The sequence below is a fragment of the Salipaludibacillus agaradhaerens genome, from assembly GCF_002019735.1.
In the GTDB taxonomy this organism is placed as follows: Bacteria; Bacillota; Bacilli; order Bacillales; family Salisediminibacteriaceae; genus Salipaludibacillus; species Salipaludibacillus agaradhaerens.
Genome location: NZ_KV917378.1, coordinates 1,675,027 through 1,693,745 on the forward strand (window position 1 = coordinate 1,675,027; position 18,719 = coordinate 1,693,745).

Below are 18,719 nucleotides of genomic sequence, written 5' to 3' on the forward strand. Positions count from 1 at the left end.
AGATAAGATTAGGATAAACGCTTTCAAGCAGTAATATCATAATTGAATCACATACACCATACATAACAAACCTTAAAAAATGAATCATCTCACCTTCAGCTAAATAAGACGATAAATCTTTTTACATCAGAAAGCTCAGACGTTGCTGATCCTCCAAAGCCAACACCTTTCCCTACAAACCCTTCTATAAAAAGGGCCATGGGTTAGAGTTACCATTTAGTTATTATCGTTCTTTTTTCTTGTGGGAAATTTAATTTTGGCACTTCTTTAATGACATATAGTGGAGACAAAAATCATATTAATTCTCCCACAAATTTTTTTGATGGCCTTTGGTTCGCCCTCTTAAGTAGTAGACAAACACCCTCCTTTTCCGATGATACCAGTGCTCCTATTAATTTGCTAGCCTCATCATTTAAAAGAAAAGCGAGCACAAAACCTTCACCCTCAGTTTTAGTTTAATCGTTCTTCTGCCATATTTACACGTAACGTTTTTCCTTCCCTAAGCGGAAACAAATTACTAGGTGTATCGTGGGTGTTCGAGTCCCCAAAAATTAAAGACATCGTAGTCAGTCCTTTTTGCTTTTAAAGATCAAGAGTCATACGTCAACATGTGACGATTTTGATAATAGAGATACACGATTTGGATGGTTTGATTAGAAGTCTTTAGGTTATTTACGCGAATACAGAAAAGGAAATAGAGGAAATCCCTTCTTTCATCACTTAAATCACGTCAAGGATGACACCTACTCAAGGCGTCATCCTCAACATGTTTTTTATAAAAAATAATCATTAGCCCAAACTTTTTTCTTCTTCCACTTTAGTTAAATACATAGCAAACTCATTCGCAGGTGCTGGTTTTAGGTAATGATAACCTTGTCCATAATGACAACCGTCTTGTAAAAGCTCTTCCGCCTGAGTCTCATGTTCAATCCCTTCGGCAATAATTTTCAGCCCTAGATTCCGACCAATTTGGATAATTGATTTGACGACAGAGTGTCCTTTATTATTTGTCATATCGTCCACAAAAGCTTTGTCAATTTTAATTGTATTTATAGGTAATTCTTTTAAAAGATATAATGACGAGTAGCCAGTGCCAAAATCATCGATGGCCGTCTTGACACCTAAATGTTGCAGATCATTTAAAACTTTCGTCGATCGGCTTGGATCTTGCATGATGCTTTCTGTGATTTCCAATTCAAGTTTTCCCACAGATAGCCCTGTTTTCTGTAATGTCGTCTGCACTAAATGAACGAAAGACTCTTGTTGAATTTGACGAGCTGACACATTAACAGACACATATAAATACGCGTACCCTTCATCATGCCAACGTTTCGCTTGTTCACATGCCTTGCGTAACACCCACTCTCCGACACAGACGATTTGCCCTGTTTCTTCAGCAATAGGGATAAACTCTGCTGGGGACACAAATCCAAGTTCAGGGTGCACCCAACGCAAAAGGGCTTCCATACCGATAGGTCTCCCAGTTTCTAATTCCACGATCGGTTGATATACAAGAAATAACTGTTCTGTTTCAACTGCTTTTCTTAGTTCATTTTCCACCCTTATCTTGCGTTCATGAGCTAATGCCAACTCAGCATTATACACACAATATTGATTACTCCCATTCGCTTTTGCTAAATACATGGCAGCATCTGCATTTTTAAGTAATGATGCGCTATCGTTTCCATTCTCGGGATACGTACTAATACCGATGCTAGGGGTGACACTCATTTCATGGCCCTTCACATGAAATGGAACGGTAAACAAATGAATCACTTTTTCTGCTAATTGAATGTACTTCTCTTGATCAACACCAGAAAGAATGAAGACAAACTCATCGCCGCCAAGCCGATAAACACGATGAGCATTTAATCCTGTGTTCAACCTGTTTCCAGCTCTGATGAGTACTTCATCGCCAATATGGTGACCGAGAGTATCATTTATTGCTTTAAAACGGTCCAAATCAATAAGCATTAGAACGGTACTCGTATGATGCCGTTCACTATGTGCCAAATAACGTTCAATTTCCTCTTGAAAGCTTACTCTGTTTTTTAACCCTGTCAATGGATCATGATAGGCCAAGTGCTTGTACTCTTTCATTAACTGCTCATTTCGCCTTATGACTAAGAACTGCCGACCCATAATTGCCAAGAATACGATCGTCGCCCCCACACTTAACAAATTAAAAGACCAATCATAGCTTTGAGCGCTTAACACAATTAGGACAACACTACTTAGATATGGAAAAAGTGTCTCTTGACTTTGTATCTCATCGTTTATTTCTAATACAGGAGATGTGGCATTATGCTGAGCCTTTAAGCCCGCCAAGCCAATTACCATGAGGGAAGTTAACCAAACCGGATCTATAACCCCACCTGGAGTATATTCACCATGGGTTAACGTCGTATAAGCGTAACCCCAGTCGGCACAAGCTTGGAGAGAAAAGCTTATTACCACATATAATACCGTTTCCTTTTCGTTCGTTTGCTTAGACAAATAGTATAGGTAAGTCATTGCAAAAATAATGCCTAAAGAAGCTACTGGGTAAATCAAGCTAATAATCGTTAAGCCTACTGAATTATCAGTAGCAACGAGCACAGGTCTAATTAAGTAATGACTGCTTATAGAGGTAGCCACAATCATGAACGTCACGATGTTAAACACGTAAGGCTTATGGGAGACTGTAAGACTTAAAAGCTTCACTTTATAAATTAAACCGATAAAAAAGAAGAGATAAGTAAAAAGCCAAAATAAATATGAGCTATCAGGAAACACATGATCTCCTGTCATCATAAAATTCATAACCCAAAAAACATTTGATATAAGATAGAAAATCAACCCTATAGAAATGAATAACCAAAAATATTTTTCTCTCCCTCTGATCATACGGTAAGCATTAAATGTCCATAGAAAACTTAAAGTTCCCCATAAAATTGGAAAGACACTCACTCCTATCGTACGCATGGCGGGATTATCTCTAAATAAATACAGCCATCCGCACACAAAAGTGAGCGACATAACGAGATAAATTATTATTGAACGTTTCGTCTGCATGACTAATTCAACTCACAATCGTTGCTTAAAATTAGGCGATTCTTTTCTCTTAAGTGTCTTTATATCCCAGACATTCTGTAAATTGATTATACCATCCTACGTATAAAAAGCGTTGGCGAATTCTTTAGATAACACTCACGTCATAACACTTTTTTATCGACGCTATTTGTTGGTATCCTGTACGTGTAACAAACTCTTAGCTTTCACGATAAGAAGATAAAACGCCTAAATCATTAACTAGATAGTAAGCTTTAACATTTGATTTCTTCCGTATAGGTGAGTGGGCAATAAGTCAGCCAGAATCTCTTTTTAATAGACACCTTTCTGTTATATCGGGTTCTGATGACATGATATTAATGACGAGATAGTGTAAAGAGACACAAAAAAGCCGCTGGAGGTCCAGCGGCTGACTAACATTATGATAAGTTAAATTACGCTTCTTTTAAGGCTTTTTCAGCCAATAGTAAGGAGCCGACAATGCCAGCATCTCCTTTTAGTGCAGGTGTCACAATGTACTCTGATAGATCAGGTGTGGCGACGTATCCATTTAATAGACGACTGAATTCTTCCCGTAAACTGGCTAGCAAATGATCCTGCATCATAACCCCACCGCCAAGAATGATTTTCTCAGGACGTAACGTTAACGTGTAGCTCATCAGGGCCTGTGCCATATAATACGCTTCAATTTTCCAGAATTTATCGTCCTGAGGGATCGTATTGCCTTTTCTACCAAAGCGCTTTTCAATAGCAGATCCCGATGCTAATCCTTCTAAACAGTTTTTGTGGAATGGACACCCTCCCTCAAATGGATCTTCTGCATGAGGCTGGACAAGTATATGGCCCATTTCTGGATGACTGAACCCTTCAAGAATGTTCTCTCCATAAATGACACCACCGCCGACACCAGTTCCAACCGTCAAATAAAGACAACTTGCATTATTGACAGCACTCCCCTTCATCTTCTCACCGTAAGCAGCAGCATTAACATCTGTCGTCCAGAAGACGGGAACATCATACTTCTCCTTTAACGTGCCAACGAAATCAAAATGGCTCCAAAATGGCTTCGGGGTATCTGTAATAAATCCATATGATGGTGACTGCTCATTGACATCAATTGGACCAAATGACCCGATACCTAAAGCTTTCAATTGAAATTTATCAAAAAATTCAAAGACATCATTGAACGTTTCCTCAGGGCTTCTTGTAGGAAAGGCGATCCTTTCTACGATTGTTAAGTCATCATTAGCTACTGCACAAACAAATTTAGTTCCACCTGCTTCAATTCCACCTAGCATCATTATCCCCCTATTATCATTACGATCTTTTTTAGAAAATGAGTGTCACATCGTATTAATGGTGTGGTTTCACCTCTTAAAATGATAGGACACTACGTTTCATTCTATCATTTCTAATAGACCATTTTCAGAAAAATAATGCATTTTTCTTTAAAATAATGTGAAATGATTTTAAGCGATCTGTTAAACCTATACGGTTCTTTTTTCAAGCAAAAGGCCACTTTTCACAACGACACAGATAGAAGAGAGTGATACGCTGGATCAATGATATTATTAAGTTAGACAGCTTTAAACACCACGTTTATTCCCCCACATTAATGTGTGCAATTGCGGAAGAACTCGCGCGTCATTCAGCTCACGATCTGCCACCGTTTTTTCAGTGAGCCACTCATATTTTTCTAGAAGGTGTGTCGTTAAGGACGACTTATTTTCTGTAACAGGATCACTATTTCCCACTTGTAAATAGAATGACACATGGGGATAACGCTTATGCACCTTTTTAGCATAATCAAAATCACGATCATCAAATACTACAACTTTTACACTGATATTCGCCACCCTATCGGCTTCCGTTAATCGTGTCATAATGTCATCAAGGACATCAAAATCGGTTGACATCATTGAACTAGGGGGTTTTGGAGAGAGTGTTAAATCATCTATCCTATAAAACCAGTCCTGCCACTTGCTCCCTTGTGTTTCAAGGGCAATGTTTATTTGATAATCTTTTAATAAATCGATAAAGTCACTCATGTTTTTAAACAGGGCTGGATTGCCACCTGAAATGGTCACGTGTGAGAAATTGTTTGGTGCCAACGCTTGTAAGCTATTCCATATCTCAGTAGCGGTCATCTGTCTAATATCGTCCTTTGCAGAACCGTCCCACGTAAATGCTGAATCACACCAAGCACAGGAATAATCACATCCTGCTGTACGCACAAACATCGTTTTCTTCCCCACGACCATGCCTTCACCTTGGATTGTCGGACCAAAAATCTCCAATACAGGAAGCTTACTCACCGTTCATCCACTCCCGTCTTGCTTCCGCATAACTCGTCGGCGTTTCATATAAACGAACAAATTCCACTCTTGCTCCTTGTTCCTTCACTAACGTTTTATGAGTGGCAAGAGACTCGGCCATTTTTTCATAAATCCATACGACCATGTTTTCAGCGGTGGTATTCATATTTGGTAACGTTTCATTTAAATAACGATGATCGAGATACACTTCAATATCGTTTTTCCAAATCGTTTTTATCTCCCCGAAGTCTATCATAAGACCTGTGTCGTCAACGAACCCACTGATGCCAAAAATAACTTTATACGTATGGCCGTGAAGGTTTTTACACTTACCTTCGTAACAGTGGAGGTGGTGGGCTGCATCGAACGTAAACTCCTTACTGACAAGAACCCTTTTTGTATGGTATTTCAGCTCCTTGCGGGAAATATCTTCATCTATCTTCTCAAGCTTATCGACAATTCTGAACTCCATTACTGTGCCTCCTTTCTTGCCACATATTCTTCTAATCCTTTTTGCCTTAACACACATGCTGGACATTCTCCGCAACCGTCTGCGATGATGCCGTTATAGCACGTTAACGTTTTCGTTCTAACATAATCAAACGCTTTTAGTTTATCAGCTAGCTCCCACGTATCTGCCTTATCAAGCCACATAAGAGGTGTATGAATGACAAATTGATGATCCATTGATAGATTTAACGTGACGTTCAGTGACTTTACAAAAACATCTCGACAGTCTGGATAACCACTAAAGTCTGTTTCACACACACCCGTCACAATGTGATCGGCCCCTACTTGCTTGCCAGCTATAGCGGCAAACGTTAAAAACAATAAATTTCGCCCTTCAACAAACGTAGATGGTAGCTCGCCTTCTTTTTGTTCAATGTCAATGTTATCTCTCGTTAAAGCATTAGGAGCTAATTGGTTTAACAGCGCCATATCTAATACGGTATGTTTAACACCTAATTCCTCAGCAATGGACTTAGCCACTTCAATCTCTAATTGGTGACGCTGGTTATAATTAAATGTGACAGTTTCAACTTCTTTAAAACGCTCTAACGCCCAAAACAAACAAGTGGTGCTGTCTTGTCCACCACTAAAAACAACGATAGCTTTTTCATGTTTCATATTATCTTTCTCCTTATTAAATGATTCTCGTAATATAACGAACCTTCAATCAGTGAGGGTTTTTGTTCTTCTCACACTGATTGGTAGTTGAGTCAATCCCACTTAAATAGATGTGGCTCTCCTCTCTATTTTGAGCGAGGTCAAAAACCGAATAATGAATGTGACCTTCACTTCAGATGCCGCTTTATCAAGGGCATGTCTTCAGCTACCTTTTTCTCGGTAAATCCGCGCAAAAGTGGACCTTCAGACTGCGATTTAACCTCTAGGAGTCGCTGTCTTACGTTTCAGCCACTTTTTATTATCCACATATTAAAATCCTATGAAAAACAAAAAAACCACGCCCCCTAAGGACATGGCAATACATCATTTTCCTTAGTTTTTTATAGAGGGTTGAGCTAGAACCTCTTTCCAGCATAAGCTGGTATTCATTTATCACTCGTGAGACACTTATGTATTATATCATAGATCCCATTAACGCCACTACATATGTTCATTAATCTAAAACAGCGATAATTATGATGACACATCACCACTATGAGACGCGTGTGTTTTTCTTGAAATGCTTGTAAGACCGGCTGCAATAAGTACCGTTGCTGGGAAGATGCCCAAAGCATTGTAAAAACAGCTAGTGATAAAAATTGCAATGCCACTGCCAATCATTATCCATCCGCCTACTTTGGCATAAGGTTTTACTATACTGCCACCGATAACAGCTATGATACTAAATACTAAACTAGTTTGTCCAAGTCTAAGTATCGCCAAAATATACTTTCTTAAAGTGCTCCTAACAGCATCGTAATTAAAGATCCGCCAACACTGATTAACCCACCGATAATACCTAAAACTTTTTCTGTCGTTTGACCCATTTTTCAAGCTCCTCTAGATTGTTTTCTAAGTATTACTGTATTTTAGCATATAATGGGATCCTGTCCTCTCTTTCAATTTACCTAAATTATTTACGAATGTTAGTGAGACTTTAAACCTTATACTTATATTTACGCTATATAAGAACCATTTTCATAGAAAACCATTAAAAAAGACCCTTTCAGAGACAATGCTCTAAAAAGGTCTGCTTAATTGTGTTTATGCAGCTGGTGCTTCAGAAGTTTTAGGCTTTCTTAAGATCCCCATTAAACCTGCTGAAATTAGGAATAAAGCAGGAACGACGCCAAACATACTAATAGAAATTAAAATAGCCACACCGCTAATCACCATTAGCCATCCACCTAGTTTAGCTTTAAACTTCACGATGATTGCGCCTATAATAGCAAGAATACTAAATAAAAATGCAGATGTTCCAAGCGAAGATATTTGACTGCTTCCGCTTACTGCTTCATCAACTGTGCCGATGAACAATGCAAAGAAAGCCCCTCCAAAACCAATTAATCCACCTAAAATTCCTAAAATCATTTCTGTTGTACGACTCATGTTAAATATGTACCCCTTCCAAAAATTAATTTATAACAACAGCTATATTTTAGCACATTATTCCACAAATAGAAACTAAATAACTAAAACTTTAGACTCAAATAACCGGATAAATCTATTAAAACATTGGAAAAATACAGGTGTTTTGGCAAATGCACTTTAAAATACCTAGGATGAAGCATTATATTTGGTTCATTAATCATCCAGTCATCTCAAGCCCCCTAGAAGGCCTCGAGTAGTTCACTCTTCGAAATATTCATTTTTTTAAGATCACCGTTGAAAAAGAAACTTCCAAATGAGCATAATCGGTTGTCAAAGATGTTTTCCCCTCTCTATCCAAATAACTTAATAGAAAAACGAAATAATCAAAAGCACCTCTAAATGTAATCTTGTATTATTTAGAGGTGCAAGTAGTATTATTATAATGGTTTTGCTTTATTTGAGATCGATACGGTAGCCGCTTCTTCCGTCTAGTTCCGCATTAGATTTAGGGACAGTTAGTTCAAGTAACCCATTCTTAAACTTTCCGTTTATTTGTGTTTCATCAATATCTCCAACATAAAATTTTCTTTGGATTGTACCCGTTGTTCGTTCCCGCCGGATAAAGTGATCATCATCTTTCATCTCTTCTGTTGCTTCTTTTTTTCCATCAATGAAAAGATAGTTATCTTTGTACTCAACGGTGATGTCATCTTTTGAGAAACCAGGAAGTTCCGCTTCAATCACATAGTAATTCTTTTCGTCCTTCACATCCACACGTGGTTGAAGCCCAAAATGGTCATCAAATAAACTCGTTATCCCATCCTTCGAGAATAGACTTGGTAGCCCTTCAAACAACTCACGATCTTTTTTTGGAAATAAGTTTACCATGCTAACCACCTCCAAAAAAATTTATTAACTTTCATAAATGGTATTACCACGTAAATTATATATAAACCTATTTTCATAAGTGTTGCCTGAATTTAATAGCACCAGTTTTGTAACTAGAATGCGCCATATTTACTCGGGTCTTAGTCTTACCGCCTATTTCTCTTCTACGTGGCACTGATGCCCTCTTTTCACGACACTCACTTCGCTTTTCACCTCTGAGTGGCACTCGTTTTCCCTTTTTTGCGACACTCACGACGCTTCTCACCTCTGAGTGGCGCTCTTCCTCTCTTTTCACGACACTCACAACGCTCCACACACCTGAGTGGCGCTCTTCCTCCTTTTTCACGCCACTCACGACGCTCCACACGCCTGAGTGGCGCTCTTCCTCTCTTTTCACGACACTCACTACACTTCCACCTTCTGAGTGGCGCTGGTTTCCACAAATCCAGACGCTTTGCGAAGATCCCCTCTTACGCCCTTTTTAAAATGACTCTGTGATATAGACTATTTAGCACAGTTGGCTTGTTCGTGTTGGAAAAACAATTTTGAACTCTAACTGTAACAAATTAAAGCTTTATCCTTTGTCTTTTTTTGTTCTCGCTCCCTATTCAAAAAAGCTATCCTTGTTAGAGGACAGCTTTATTATAAAATGACGATGGATTTTTAATTAGTTGTCTTTAAAGGTAGCCAATCTAGGGCACGGGCGATCATTCTATCCCAATAAGCCCATTCATGACCACCAGGACCTTCTTCATAAGTTAAATTGGCATTCACTTGTCGTGCATAATCTCTAAATCTCACATTATCTTCATATAAAAAGTCCTCTGTCCCACACGCTTGAAAAAGGGCTGGTTTAGCCCCTTCATATACCCCCAACTTTTTAATTAAATGAAAAAGATCAAGATCTGTCCCTGCGATTTTCGTCCCTTCACCAAAGGCATTTACAAATAGGGAGTCTGGTTGACTTGCTTCTCTCATATCAACTGCACCAGATAATGACACAGCTGCAGCGAAGCGTTCCGGTTGCCGCAGCGCCAATTTAAAAGCCCCGTATCCTCCCATAGACAGACCAGCTGCAAAGGTGTCTTCACGGTGCTGAGAAATAGGAAAAGTTGCTCTCATAAACTCAGGCAGCACCTTACTAATATACGTCCAGTAACGATGGCCATGTACCATATCCGTATACGCACTCATATCAGCATTTGGCATGACGACCGCCAATTTTTTTTCTTCAGCATATCGTTCAATAGAGGACAGACGTAGCCATGCTGAATAATCATCAGTTGCACCATGCAAAAGATATAGGACAGGAAAAGGGTCAGTAACATAAGAAAAATCATCACTTGGTGTAAAATCTACAGCATTCATTCCCACCGGTAATAAAACATTGACAGAGGTTTGCAACATTAATGCTCGTGATTTAAAGCTTAATTGAATTAAAGCCATCGAACCCACTCCTCTTTTATGATGTCAGCCATCTTACTAAATAGCACCGCCAAAATGACGTTCCAAGGCGTAATTAAAGTATAACAAACGAGCCCATTTCCATCTCTTGAAAACCCTTTCTTTTTATCAAGAAGGTACTTTAATCCAATACGTTGGCATTATCCCCTTCCCCTCGGGGACTAGGCTCACTTCTTTTTAACTATGTTTATTCGTCAGAGACTATATGCATTCATAGAACGTTAGATAACTTGACACCTCCTGAATAAAAATTGGTGACTGTTGATAGAGGATTGCTTCTCCTCATGTCTTAAAAAACACCGTCACTTCTAAAGTTCTAAAGCACGGTGTTGGTAAGATGAGATTCGTTTGCCTTCTTCCAAAAACGATAGGTAGGCTGTTTTATCTATTAATTAAAATCATGTTACCGTCTACCTTGAACATAATTGCCATTTTTACGTAAGGTATATTCCACCGTCTCTCCGCTCCAAAAATGAAATGTTAAATGGATATCATCATCCCGTACCGCGTTAAAGAAGGCTTCTGATATAATAATTTCCCCTGTGGCGTAATTAGGAGAAAACGCCTCGCCAAATTCTTTAAATGACGTCCAATCTTGCGGCCCAGCATATTCTCCGTTTGCATAAACAGCTTCCATCGTCGCAAGACTATCACCATTAAAATGGGTAGGGATCGCAAAATGCCATGTTGAGCCATCTGTATTTTCGACCGTTGGCACGTCCACATTCTGTAATTGAAAACGCCAGTCTGCTCCAGAATTAAATTGTGCTGTGATGACTGCATTGGTTCCTAATTGACCAGGGGTAATTAGTCTTGTGAGGGTGTCCGCTTTTAGCGTTAATACGCCTCCTGCTAGTTCATAATCCTCTCCTAGAACAAGCGATTCCTCCCCTGCCTGTAAGGCTGTTAGCTCATTTCCGTTTAAGTAAAGCTGTATATCTTGATCTCTAATTGGCTTTCCGTCCTTCACATGAATCAAATTAGACTCTGCTGTAGCAGAACGCCCCTCCCAACTCGCTTTTAATATGTCATGAAATTCTTGATCATACCATGCATAAGTTTCTCGATTTAAATGCTGGCCGTTATCCCATAACATATGGGTTATATCACGTTCATTGAGATGATGGATGAGAAACTCAAAAAACTTTAATTTCTCCCCTTGCTGAATCACATCCGTACTTTTGTCAAAGCCTAACAAACCGAATTCGCCTAATACAACTGGGACACCACGCGCTGTAAATGTGTTATGAACACGGTCAAAGGTGTCTATAATATCTTGTTGTGTTTCCTGTTCAAAATGAGTGTACCCTGCTATATTGACACTAAATGGCCAGAAGCCATAATAATGCACCGTGGCAATTAAATAAGGATCATCCAAGTCTTCCATTGTTTGATACAAGCGATCTAGTAAATCCTGAGACGTGGCTGTTTCTATCGTAGGCAATACTAAAGGGCGCTCCACATTATTGCCTCCTGACTCTCTGACAATATAATAGAACGTCTTATTTAAATCTTCTAAGTAAGCATGATGATTTTCTTGAATCTCTCCCCACTCCTGCGTAAACCTAGGCTCATTGACACTCTCAAACATCAACTTATGGGAGTGGCTTTTGAATTTTTCCGACAATTGTTCCCAAATAGCTGTATATCTTGCCATGACCTCATCATAGTTATGTTCCATATCATACATCCACAGCCATGAGTCATGATGCACATTTAACATCACATATAAGTCTTCCTCCAACGCCCAATCTATCGCTTGCTCCACCCGATTGATATAATCTTCATTTATCGTATAATCTGGAGAACCACCCATTTGATTTTGCCATGTCACTGGGATACGAATGCTTTTATACCCTTCATCAGCAATCGTTTTTATTAACTCTCTTGTTACACGAGGATTCCCCCACGCTGTTTCATCATCTCCAACAGCGTCAAACGTATTTCCTAAATTCCAGCCAGGCTGCATGTCAGCTACATAGGAGTGAATATCCAACTGTGACGAAGTGACATCTTCAGCTGATGTCATTGGAACAAACATTGACACACTTAAACAGAGAATTAAACCAAACAAGACAGTTTTTTTCAACGTACACTTCGCTTTGGTATAACCCATGTGTCCTCTCCACCTTTCAAATTTTTTAATGCGATACTACCAGGTTTGAAAGAGTCTTCTTATATGGTCAATCACCACCTTCTACATCGTTACTAGTTTATAATCTAGCATATATTTCTATTAAAAAATACCGTCAAAATTAGTGATTATTAACAAAAAAGGAACCAATTTATATAGGTGAAAGTAGGAGTGGAAGACTGGTAGTCAAAAACTTGATGAGGTAAGAGCTTAACTGCCACTTGGCTATTTGTATAGATAGTAGCTCAGAAAAACCTTATATGTTTCTTTTTTGCTGTCGCAACGCTTGCTTAGAGTGAATGACGTTCCTTTAATCCCCATCCACTTCTATATACGTTAACTTTTATGCGGGTGCAGACTAATCTGCACCACGCTCACTGACATCACGTTGACTTATAATTTCTTGCCCGTTTAACGCTTGTGTAGCCAGTTGATCTGCTTCACGGTTTTCTTTACGGGGGATTAACTTATAAGTAGCGGTCATGCCTAATTTAGCTAAATGCTGATCAATACGGTCAGCCCATTTATTTAACACCTCCTCCATACACGCCCATTCTCCTTTTAACTGATTGATCACAACTTGAGAATCACCGTAAATAGTGATAGGTAGATGATGCGCACCGATCCCTTCAAGTTCTTTAAGTCCTAAATGTAAAGCGGCATATTCTGCTTCGTTATTCGATGTCAATGACGCCACGGTAGCGTTTCTTCTCACCCGATAAGACGTGTCATTTTGTTCATAATAAATCACACCCAAGACCAGATCGTTGTGTCTCCAAATCAAATCCCCCATCAAAATACACAGAGAGATGATGCGGCTCCGTTTTAATCTCTTCTAAAAATCTTTTAAGTTCTTTTAACGTCCACGGACTATCACGCTCATCTCTAAAGACGATCTGTTTTATCCGTCCTGTCCGCTGAAAATCTTCTGCGATGGTAATTGCTTTTTCGGCCTCCATACCTTCTGAATGAAAGGTTGTTCGAATACCTTTAGTCGTGCAGTATGTCACTTCAAGTGTTACGTTCATTGTTTGTTCTCCTCTCTGTAATAGCCTCTTTCTAATTTAACCATTTTTTTCGTTTCCCTTTCTTTTAAATACACAATAACACCAAGTTCACCATATAAAAACGAGTCCTACAGTGATCTTCCGCTCCAAAGTGATAAAACCTCTCGCATCATTAGATCTTCAAACGTCGCTTATGGGTGTTGAAAACTTAATGGTGACTGAGTCATTCAATTATTTAAAATAACAGTCTAGAAATTTATAAGGGACTCATATACTAACTCACTCTATAAAAAAGAAAAGAAACGTTACTCATCTTGTTTAGCTTTGATCTTCATTTAACACCCTTTCTTGTCACAAAAAAAGTTCACCCTCTTTCAAAAGAGTGGCGAACTTTGAACGTGTTCATCTTTCGTTATCTATGCTAGAACCATTAAGTGATTCGTTCCACATTCGTCAGTTTAACTTTACTTTGTGGCACAGTAGGTATTTCAGTCAAACTAAATGAGAGATCTTGCTCTGGAAGTGTATAAGATAGGTGATTGACTAAATAGTCTAGACTTTCTTTCATAACATCTATTGTTATCCATTCTCCTGCACAGCGGTGTCCAATATCAAATTCACCGCCCCCTTGTGGAATAAAATCAAATGGACTCTTATCCCATTCGGCAAAGCGCTCCGGTTCAAAACGATCTGGATTTTCCCAATCATCTGGGTGATGATTTGTGCCATATAAATCTAGCAATGTTAACGTATCTTTCTCAAATTCATAGCCGTTCCACGTAAACGATTCTTTCACTTTTGCTGCGGTAAAAGGAAAGAATGGATAGTAACGACGTACTTCTTGACTAAACCATTGTAACTGAACATTATCCCCGCCTTTTAAAGACTCGGCCTTCTCAGGATACTCATGAACAGCTAACGCAGTAAAGGCTATATAAACAGAAATAGCCACGATAGGACGCAATAAATTTAATAACTCAACAGCTACAATGTTCTCATCCAATAATTCCCCATTATGATCTTTATGCCATGAAAAGGCATGAAGAGCCCGAGATTTGGCTACTTCCCGTTCATTGTTTCTTACCTCTTTAACAAGTTCTTCTATCCAATTCTCTGCTTTTGACCTCGCTCGCCACCCTTTAAAATGGCTTAGACTCACATCAGCCGGTGTTTCGAACATGTCACTCAATTGCTCTGCTCGGTGCGCCACTTCATTTTCATCTAAAGGGACCCCAGTCCATTCACAGGCTACACGTGTTAATATTTTTTTCACTTCTTCATACAAGACAATTTCCTTTTGAGCTTCCCATTCAGTAGCTGCTAGTTCCCAATATTTTTTAGTTAATCGACGAATTTCCTGCAAATCATCTTTAGACATTAACGACATGAACATCGCCTTTCGATGTTTGTGTGCTTCACCATCAAGGCCTTGCACGCCGCCTTCACCAAATAGCGTCTTCTGAACAGGTTTCGGCGCGGCTCCCTCTCGCTTAAATTTATCATTGTCGTAAAAAATCTTCGCCGCTTCACTTCCTGATAGACAAATGGCTTTATCTCCTAATAATCTCGTTTCAAATACGTTCGATTGCATTGTATGCCGTCGATTAATAATAAACTGATAACCCTCTTTTAATAACTTTAAGCTATGATCAAGACCTTCCTCTTTAGGCATTTGACGATTTTGACCCATTCTATCCCTCCTGTAAAGTAGTGATCTTCTACTATCAGTCTTCCTCTCCTGTCATGCTTTATAAACCTTATTTTCACAAAGAGAACCCATTTCATCATACAAAATTCATCTAAAAAGAACGCCCCTTTCAATGATCTGCCGTTACAAACAGACGTTTTCCAAAAGCTCGACTTTTCCTAGAAGCCATTAAAAAAAACGACGACATGTGATAAAGACTCTTTCTCATTGTCCGCTTGTTCATATTGAAAATGATTTTAACGATCTTTCTCCTAATATAGAGTTAGCTCTCCTCTCTATTTTGAAGCAGGAGTTTTATGGACGAATATCTGTGAAAAAAATTCCTATAGACATGTGGCATCGTTTATTCCTTAACATGAAACGGACATTTTCCTTTAATAGGCTCGGCGTCATCGCCGATAAAAAATTGTTTCCATTCATTATGTTCAGGATCACCATAATGACTTATATCCGGATGTTTCGGAAGGTTATCCCATATTTCCACCCGTTCTCTCACTTTTTCCCGAGACATCGCCCCGCCAGGCTCCGTACCTTCCAACCCTTTAAATATTCGGCGCGGTTGAAATCCGAGTATTAAAGAATTTCCTAAATCCCTCGTTTTACGCTGTTTATATGCTGGCGCGTTGCCAAATACAAAAATGGGCTCTTGATTAAAATGAAAATCCCACAAATAGTGGTCAGGGTCTTTAGGCTGGTTCTTTGGCCAATTCTCAGGATCGTGTTCATGAAGATACTGTAATACCTCCCAAAAATAAGCCCTGTAATAGTTAAGGGTTTTCTCCTCTTGCTCTGGTTCAACAAACACAAATAATCCGTGGCGAGTCAATTGAGGCTGATTAAACAAGCTCAAAAAATCAGTTAATGTATGAGGCAGACTAGACCAGTCATCATGATTTATAAATGAATAGCGTAATTCTCCACGCTTTTCTCCCTGTTGACCAAAGTAGCACGGAAAATCTTTGCGCGTCACGATGCTTCGAAACGTGGCATATTCTTTACAAAACCAATCTGGCTGCTTGTCTTCATTTATATGTGATTGGGTCAATAAACGGCTATGTGTGACGGTCATACGTGAAAACCTCCTTAAATGGCATCCTTTTTCCTGTCTATTCCCAGCCTCTTGTAGTTTCAAACAGTTCCCTTTTCAATCGTCTTTTTTAACACTTTTCTCATAGTAAACCAATGTCATTATACAAAATACCTCTGTAAAAATGACTCATACATGGCTCTTTCCCTATAGACGAACACTTTCCCGAGAGCTCGTCTTCAGCTAAATGATGAAATAAAATCTCTTTCCTCATTTTATCTTCAGAATAGATCGTTAGTCTTTCCTTCAACTAAAGTATAATCTCTTAGTAGAGACTGCTTTATGTCATATTGATCAACTAGTTCGGAAAAATCCCTCGCTGGTAATGTTAAATCATACAATTGAAAGTTAGAATGTGGTAATGAATTAAGACAATATTCTTTATAAAAAACTATTTTTTGTCACATTTTGTCCTATTCATACTAAATTAAGCGATTCTCTTTTCAAATAAAGAGGAATAAAGTCTTATTTTCGACTTTAACCGACATAAATTTACTCCCCCCAACTTCTCCTCATTTGAGAAAGTCGCGCCTTTCACCTCTTTTTACCTATTAAAAATCACATCTCTGTAACTAGCTTTTTTATGACATAATTAAAGCTGTTATTTATTTTTTTGCAGATAAGGATGGTTCATGTAAGAAAATAATATAAATATATGACATTAAATAAAATGAAACCATAAAAAATGAGAGAGGGTCACGATATCATGAAGGGAAAAATATTTTTGGGTGTTATAGCATTAATAGCCGCTATTAGCGGTCTCTTACTATATTCATCACTCTCTTCTCCTGAGGCTAAACTATTTAGCGCCTTTAACGCATTAATGGATGAAGAGTCCGTGCAAGTAGAAAGCGAATTTACACTGAATCATGAATTTGATTTTGATTCAAACACCTTCTATTCATATGAAGAGGAAGTAGTAACGATGATGCTAACTGACATAATGGAGGAAGTGACAGGAACCAGTTCCGTTATTTATGACAAAAAGGAAAAAGTCATGGAGATCGGGGGAAATTATGACCTCTCAGGAGACATTCATGGTGATGAAGTGTCACTTAGTATGCCATTTCGGCTTTACTTAGATGAAAATAAAAATGAAATTGTGATTGATTTAGACGCTTATTCTAATTTTAGCTTAGATATGATAGACGTCTTATCTTATAATATTTTCCCTCACCTACCAGAGGTTAAAGAGACGTTAGCTCTATCACAAGATAGCGAGTATTCAGGCACCTCTACCGCTTATGAATTAGAATCTTATTTCATGCCGATTATTAAAAATTATTTTGAAGGAAAAGCATACATCATTGACTGGGAATTAGAAGACAGTTTATTTGAATTTGAGATGGGTGAGGAAGAAGCCCAGTTGGCTGAATTTATTCTTACAAACATAATAGAAAACATCGAGTCACAAGGTGATGACAATCAACTCATTCAAGAAGAAGATGGCTGGATCATCATCACATTTGACGATCACGAACTAGTCGATGCCATCCTTTATGCCTTTGAAGAGGTTGAAAATAACGATGACATGGCTGATTTATATGAGAATATTGCATCAGAAGACCTTGACGACTTAATTGAGGAGTTAGAGCTAACATTTAAAGAATTTAAAGAATACTCGATTGGCGAAACGACCATCAGCTTTGAAATTGAACAAAATAAAATTGTCACCATGAAAACGGAAATGACGTCAACTTATGGTGAAAATGGCATAACAGCTGAAAGCACATCGTCAAGTATTAGTACATTCACTTATGGTGATGAAGCAGCATTTGTGTTATATGGAGAAGATCGCCAAAAAACGAACCTCGATGGCTTCTTTTACGACTTAGATAAGGAATTAGACAATTATCTCATAGAGCTTTATGGTGATTGGAGTGACTCGTATTATACACCAGGCTACAGCTCTTACTATGACCATGACTATGATTATGACTACGACTGGGATTGGTGGGATGATGAAGACTACGATTATGATGAGTGGTTTAATGAAGAGTGGGATGACGATTATGACTATGATTATGATTGGCATTACGCTCCAGAAGATTACGCGTATTATTATGACTATTATGACGTAACAGAAGACCAACTAGAGGCCATCGAAAATCAAGACGTCACTCACCTAGATTTCGGCCTTTCGGAAGAGGATATGTATAGCTGGGTACTTGAACTTGAATTCGCTAGACTAGTAGAACCGGGAACGGCGGCTCATTATTTACCGCGTCTCTAGTTTCATATGTGTTAGAAAGGTAAGCTCCTAATAGAGGCTCTTACCTTTTTCTTTTTAGACATTTCAGCTCATAAATCTATTATCCATAAGATAATCCTTTGTCGTAATTTGTAATATTTAAGGGGCTAACATAGAAGAAAAGGGATATTTAAGGGCATAATGACTGCATTAATTACCATTTACTACCTTAAAATAACCCCATCCCACCTCCTATCATCCATTTCGTGACCAAACTCCTGTTTAAAAACGCATCTAAGTAACTAGTTAAAATATGGCATAATAAGGCGGTATGTT

The 18,719-nt window shown here is 38.5% G+C and carries 16 protein-coding genes and 1 riboswitch; of the genes, 1 reads left to right on the plus strand and 15 read right to left on the minus strand.

The window, feature by feature from the left end:
* Positions 1-789 precede the first annotated feature (789 nt).
* From BK581_RS08005 to BK581_RS08065, 15 genes are all read right to left on the minus strand, one after another.
* A complete protein-coding gene (locus BK581_RS08005; protein WP_078577679.1) occupies positions 790-3,054 on the minus strand; it encodes a putative bifunctional diguanylate cyclase/phosphodiesterase in 2,265 nt (754 codons plus the stop codon).
* Positions 3,055-3,485: 431 nt separating this feature from the next.
* On the minus strand, positions 3,486-4,349 hold the full coding sequence (locus BK581_RS08010; RefSeq protein WP_169837614.1) for an ROK family protein: 864 nt from the start codon (positions 4,347-4,349) through the stop codon (positions 3,486-3,488).
* Positions 4,350-4,637: 288 nt separating this feature from the next.
* Positions 4,638-5,366 (minus strand): 7-carboxy-7-deazaguanine synthase QueE, encoded by a 729-nt coding sequence (queE, locus tag BK581_RS08015; protein WP_078577681.1) that lies wholly within the window; start codon positions 5,364-5,366, stop codon positions 4,638-4,640.
* Positions 5,359-5,838: a 6-carboxytetrahydropterin synthase QueD gene (queD, locus tag BK581_RS08020; RefSeq protein WP_078577682.1), complete on the minus strand. Its 480-nt coding sequence runs from the start codon at positions 5,836-5,838 to the stop codon at positions 5,359-5,361. Before queD ends, queE begins: the two co-directional genes overlap by 8 nt.
* The gene (gene queC, locus BK581_RS08025) at positions 5,838-6,494 is read right to left on the minus strand and encodes a 7-cyano-7-deazaguanine synthase QueC (protein ID WP_078577683.1); all 657 of its coding nucleotides are present in this window, start codon (positions 6,492-6,494) and stop codon (positions 5,838-5,840) included. The genes queD and queC overlap by 1 nt, the downstream gene beginning before the upstream one ends.
* A 366-nt stretch (positions 6,495-6,860) precedes the next feature.
* Positions 6,861-6,905: riboswitch (PreQ1 riboswitch) on the minus strand.
* A 102-nt stretch (positions 6,906-7,007) separates the two neighbouring features.
* Complete coding sequence (locus BK581_RS19910; protein WP_143709646.1) at positions 7,008-7,256, minus strand: hypothetical protein; 249 nt, start codon at positions 7,254-7,256, stop codon at positions 7,008-7,010.
* 321 nt (positions 7,257-7,577) lie between these two features.
* Complete coding sequence (locus tag BK581_RS08030) at positions 7,578-7,922, minus strand: DUF4064 domain-containing protein (protein ID WP_078577684.1); 345 nt, start codon at positions 7,920-7,922, stop codon at positions 7,578-7,580.
* A 435-nt stretch (positions 7,923-8,357) separates the two neighbouring features.
* A complete protein-coding gene (locus BK581_RS08035) occupies positions 8,358-8,792 on the minus strand; it encodes an Hsp20/alpha crystallin family protein (RefSeq protein ID WP_078577685.1) in 435 nt (144 codons plus the stop codon).
* A gap of 73 nt (positions 8,793-8,865) precedes the next feature.
* Entirely contained in the window at positions 8,866-9,198 is a 333-nt protein-coding gene (locus BK581_RS08040) for a hypothetical protein (RefSeq protein WP_078577686.1), read from the minus strand.
* Positions 9,199-9,455: 257 nt separating this feature from the next.
* Positions 9,456-10,238, minus strand: coding sequence for an alpha/beta hydrolase (locus tag BK581_RS08045; protein ID WP_078577687.1), 783 nt, complete (start codon positions 10,236-10,238; stop codon positions 9,456-9,458).
* Between the two features lie 421 nt (positions 10,239-10,659).
* Positions 10,660-12,372 carry a cellulase family glycosylhydrolase gene (locus tag BK581_RS08050; protein WP_078577688.1) on the minus strand — a complete coding sequence of 571 codons (1,713 nt, stop codon included), beginning with the start codon at positions 12,370-12,372 and terminating at the stop codon, positions 10,660-10,662.
* 376 nt (positions 12,373-12,748) lie between these two features.
* Positions 12,749-13,087: a reverse transcriptase-like protein gene (locus tag BK581_RS20520; protein WP_322788425.1), complete on the minus strand. Its 339-nt coding sequence runs from the start codon at positions 13,085-13,087 to the stop codon at positions 12,749-12,751.
* 40 nt (positions 13,088-13,127) lie between these two features.
* A complete protein-coding gene (locus BK581_RS20525; protein ID WP_322788426.1) occupies positions 13,128-13,418 on the minus strand; it encodes a hypothetical protein in 291 nt (96 codons plus the stop codon).
* 409 nt (positions 13,419-13,827) lie between these two features.
* On the minus strand, positions 13,828-15,087 hold the full coding sequence (locus BK581_RS08060) for a cytochrome P450 (protein ID WP_078577689.1): 1,260 nt from the start codon (positions 15,085-15,087) through the stop codon (positions 13,828-13,830).
* 361 nt (positions 15,088-15,448) lie between these two features.
* Entirely contained in the window at positions 15,449-16,174 is a 726-nt protein-coding gene (locus BK581_RS08065) for a YqcI/YcgG family protein (protein WP_078577690.1), read from the minus strand.
* 724 nt (positions 16,175-16,898) lie between these two features.
* Here BK581_RS08065 and BK581_RS08070 point away from each other — a divergent pair.
* A complete protein-coding gene (locus BK581_RS08070) occupies positions 16,899-18,425 on the plus strand; it encodes a hypothetical protein (protein ID WP_078577691.1) in 1,527 nt (508 codons plus the stop codon).
* The last annotated feature ends 294 nt before the right edge of the window (positions 18,426-18,719 follow it).

What these genes read in the sequence shown, in the direction of transcription:
- BK581_RS20525 (WP_322788426.1), bottom strand. Translation starts at nt 13,418, where the DNA reads ATGAACGTAACACTTGAAGTGACATACTGCACGACTAAAGGTATTCGA.
- BK581_RS08060 (WP_078577689.1), bottom strand. Translation starts at nt 15,087, where the DNA reads ATGGGTCAAAATCGTCAAATGCCTAAAGAGGAAGGTCTTGATCATAGC.
- BK581_RS08030 (WP_078577684.1), bottom strand. Translation starts at nt 7,922, where the DNA reads ATGAGTCGTACAACAGAAATGATTTTAGGAATTTTAGGTGGATTAATT.
- BK581_RS08050 (WP_078577688.1), bottom strand. Translation starts at nt 12,372, where the DNA reads ATGGGTTATACCAAAGCGAAGTGTACGTTGAAAAAAACTGTCTTGTTT.
- queC (WP_078577683.1), bottom strand. Translation starts at nt 6,494, where the DNA reads ATGAAACATGAAAAAGCTATCGTTGTTTTTAGTGGTGGACAAGACAGC.
- BK581_RS08005 (WP_078577679.1), bottom strand. Translation starts at nt 3,054, where the DNA reads ATGCAGACGAAACGTTCAATAATAATTTATCTCGTTATGTCGCTCACT.
- BK581_RS08065 (WP_078577690.1), bottom strand. Translation starts at nt 16,174, where the DNA reads ATGACCGTCACACATAGCCGTTTATTGACCCAATCACATATAAATGAA.
- BK581_RS08070 (WP_078577691.1), top strand. Translation starts at nt 16,899, where the DNA reads ATGAAGGGAAAAATATTTTTGGGTGTTATAGCATTAATAGCCGCTATT.
- BK581_RS08010 (WP_169837614.1), bottom strand. Translation starts at nt 4,349, where the DNA reads ATGCTAGGTGGAATTGAAGCAGGTGGAACTAAATTTGTTTGTGCAGTA.
- BK581_RS08035 (WP_078577685.1), bottom strand. Translation starts at nt 8,792, where the DNA reads ATGGTAAACTTATTTCCAAAAAAAGATCGTGAGTTGTTTGAAGGGCTA.
- BK581_RS08045 (WP_078577687.1), bottom strand. Translation starts at nt 10,238, where the DNA reads ATGGCTTTAATTCAATTAAGCTTTAAATCACGAGCATTAATGTTGCAA.
- queD (WP_078577682.1), bottom strand. Translation starts at nt 5,838, where the DNA reads ATGGAGTTCAGAATTGTCGATAAGCTTGAGAAGATAGATGAAGATATT.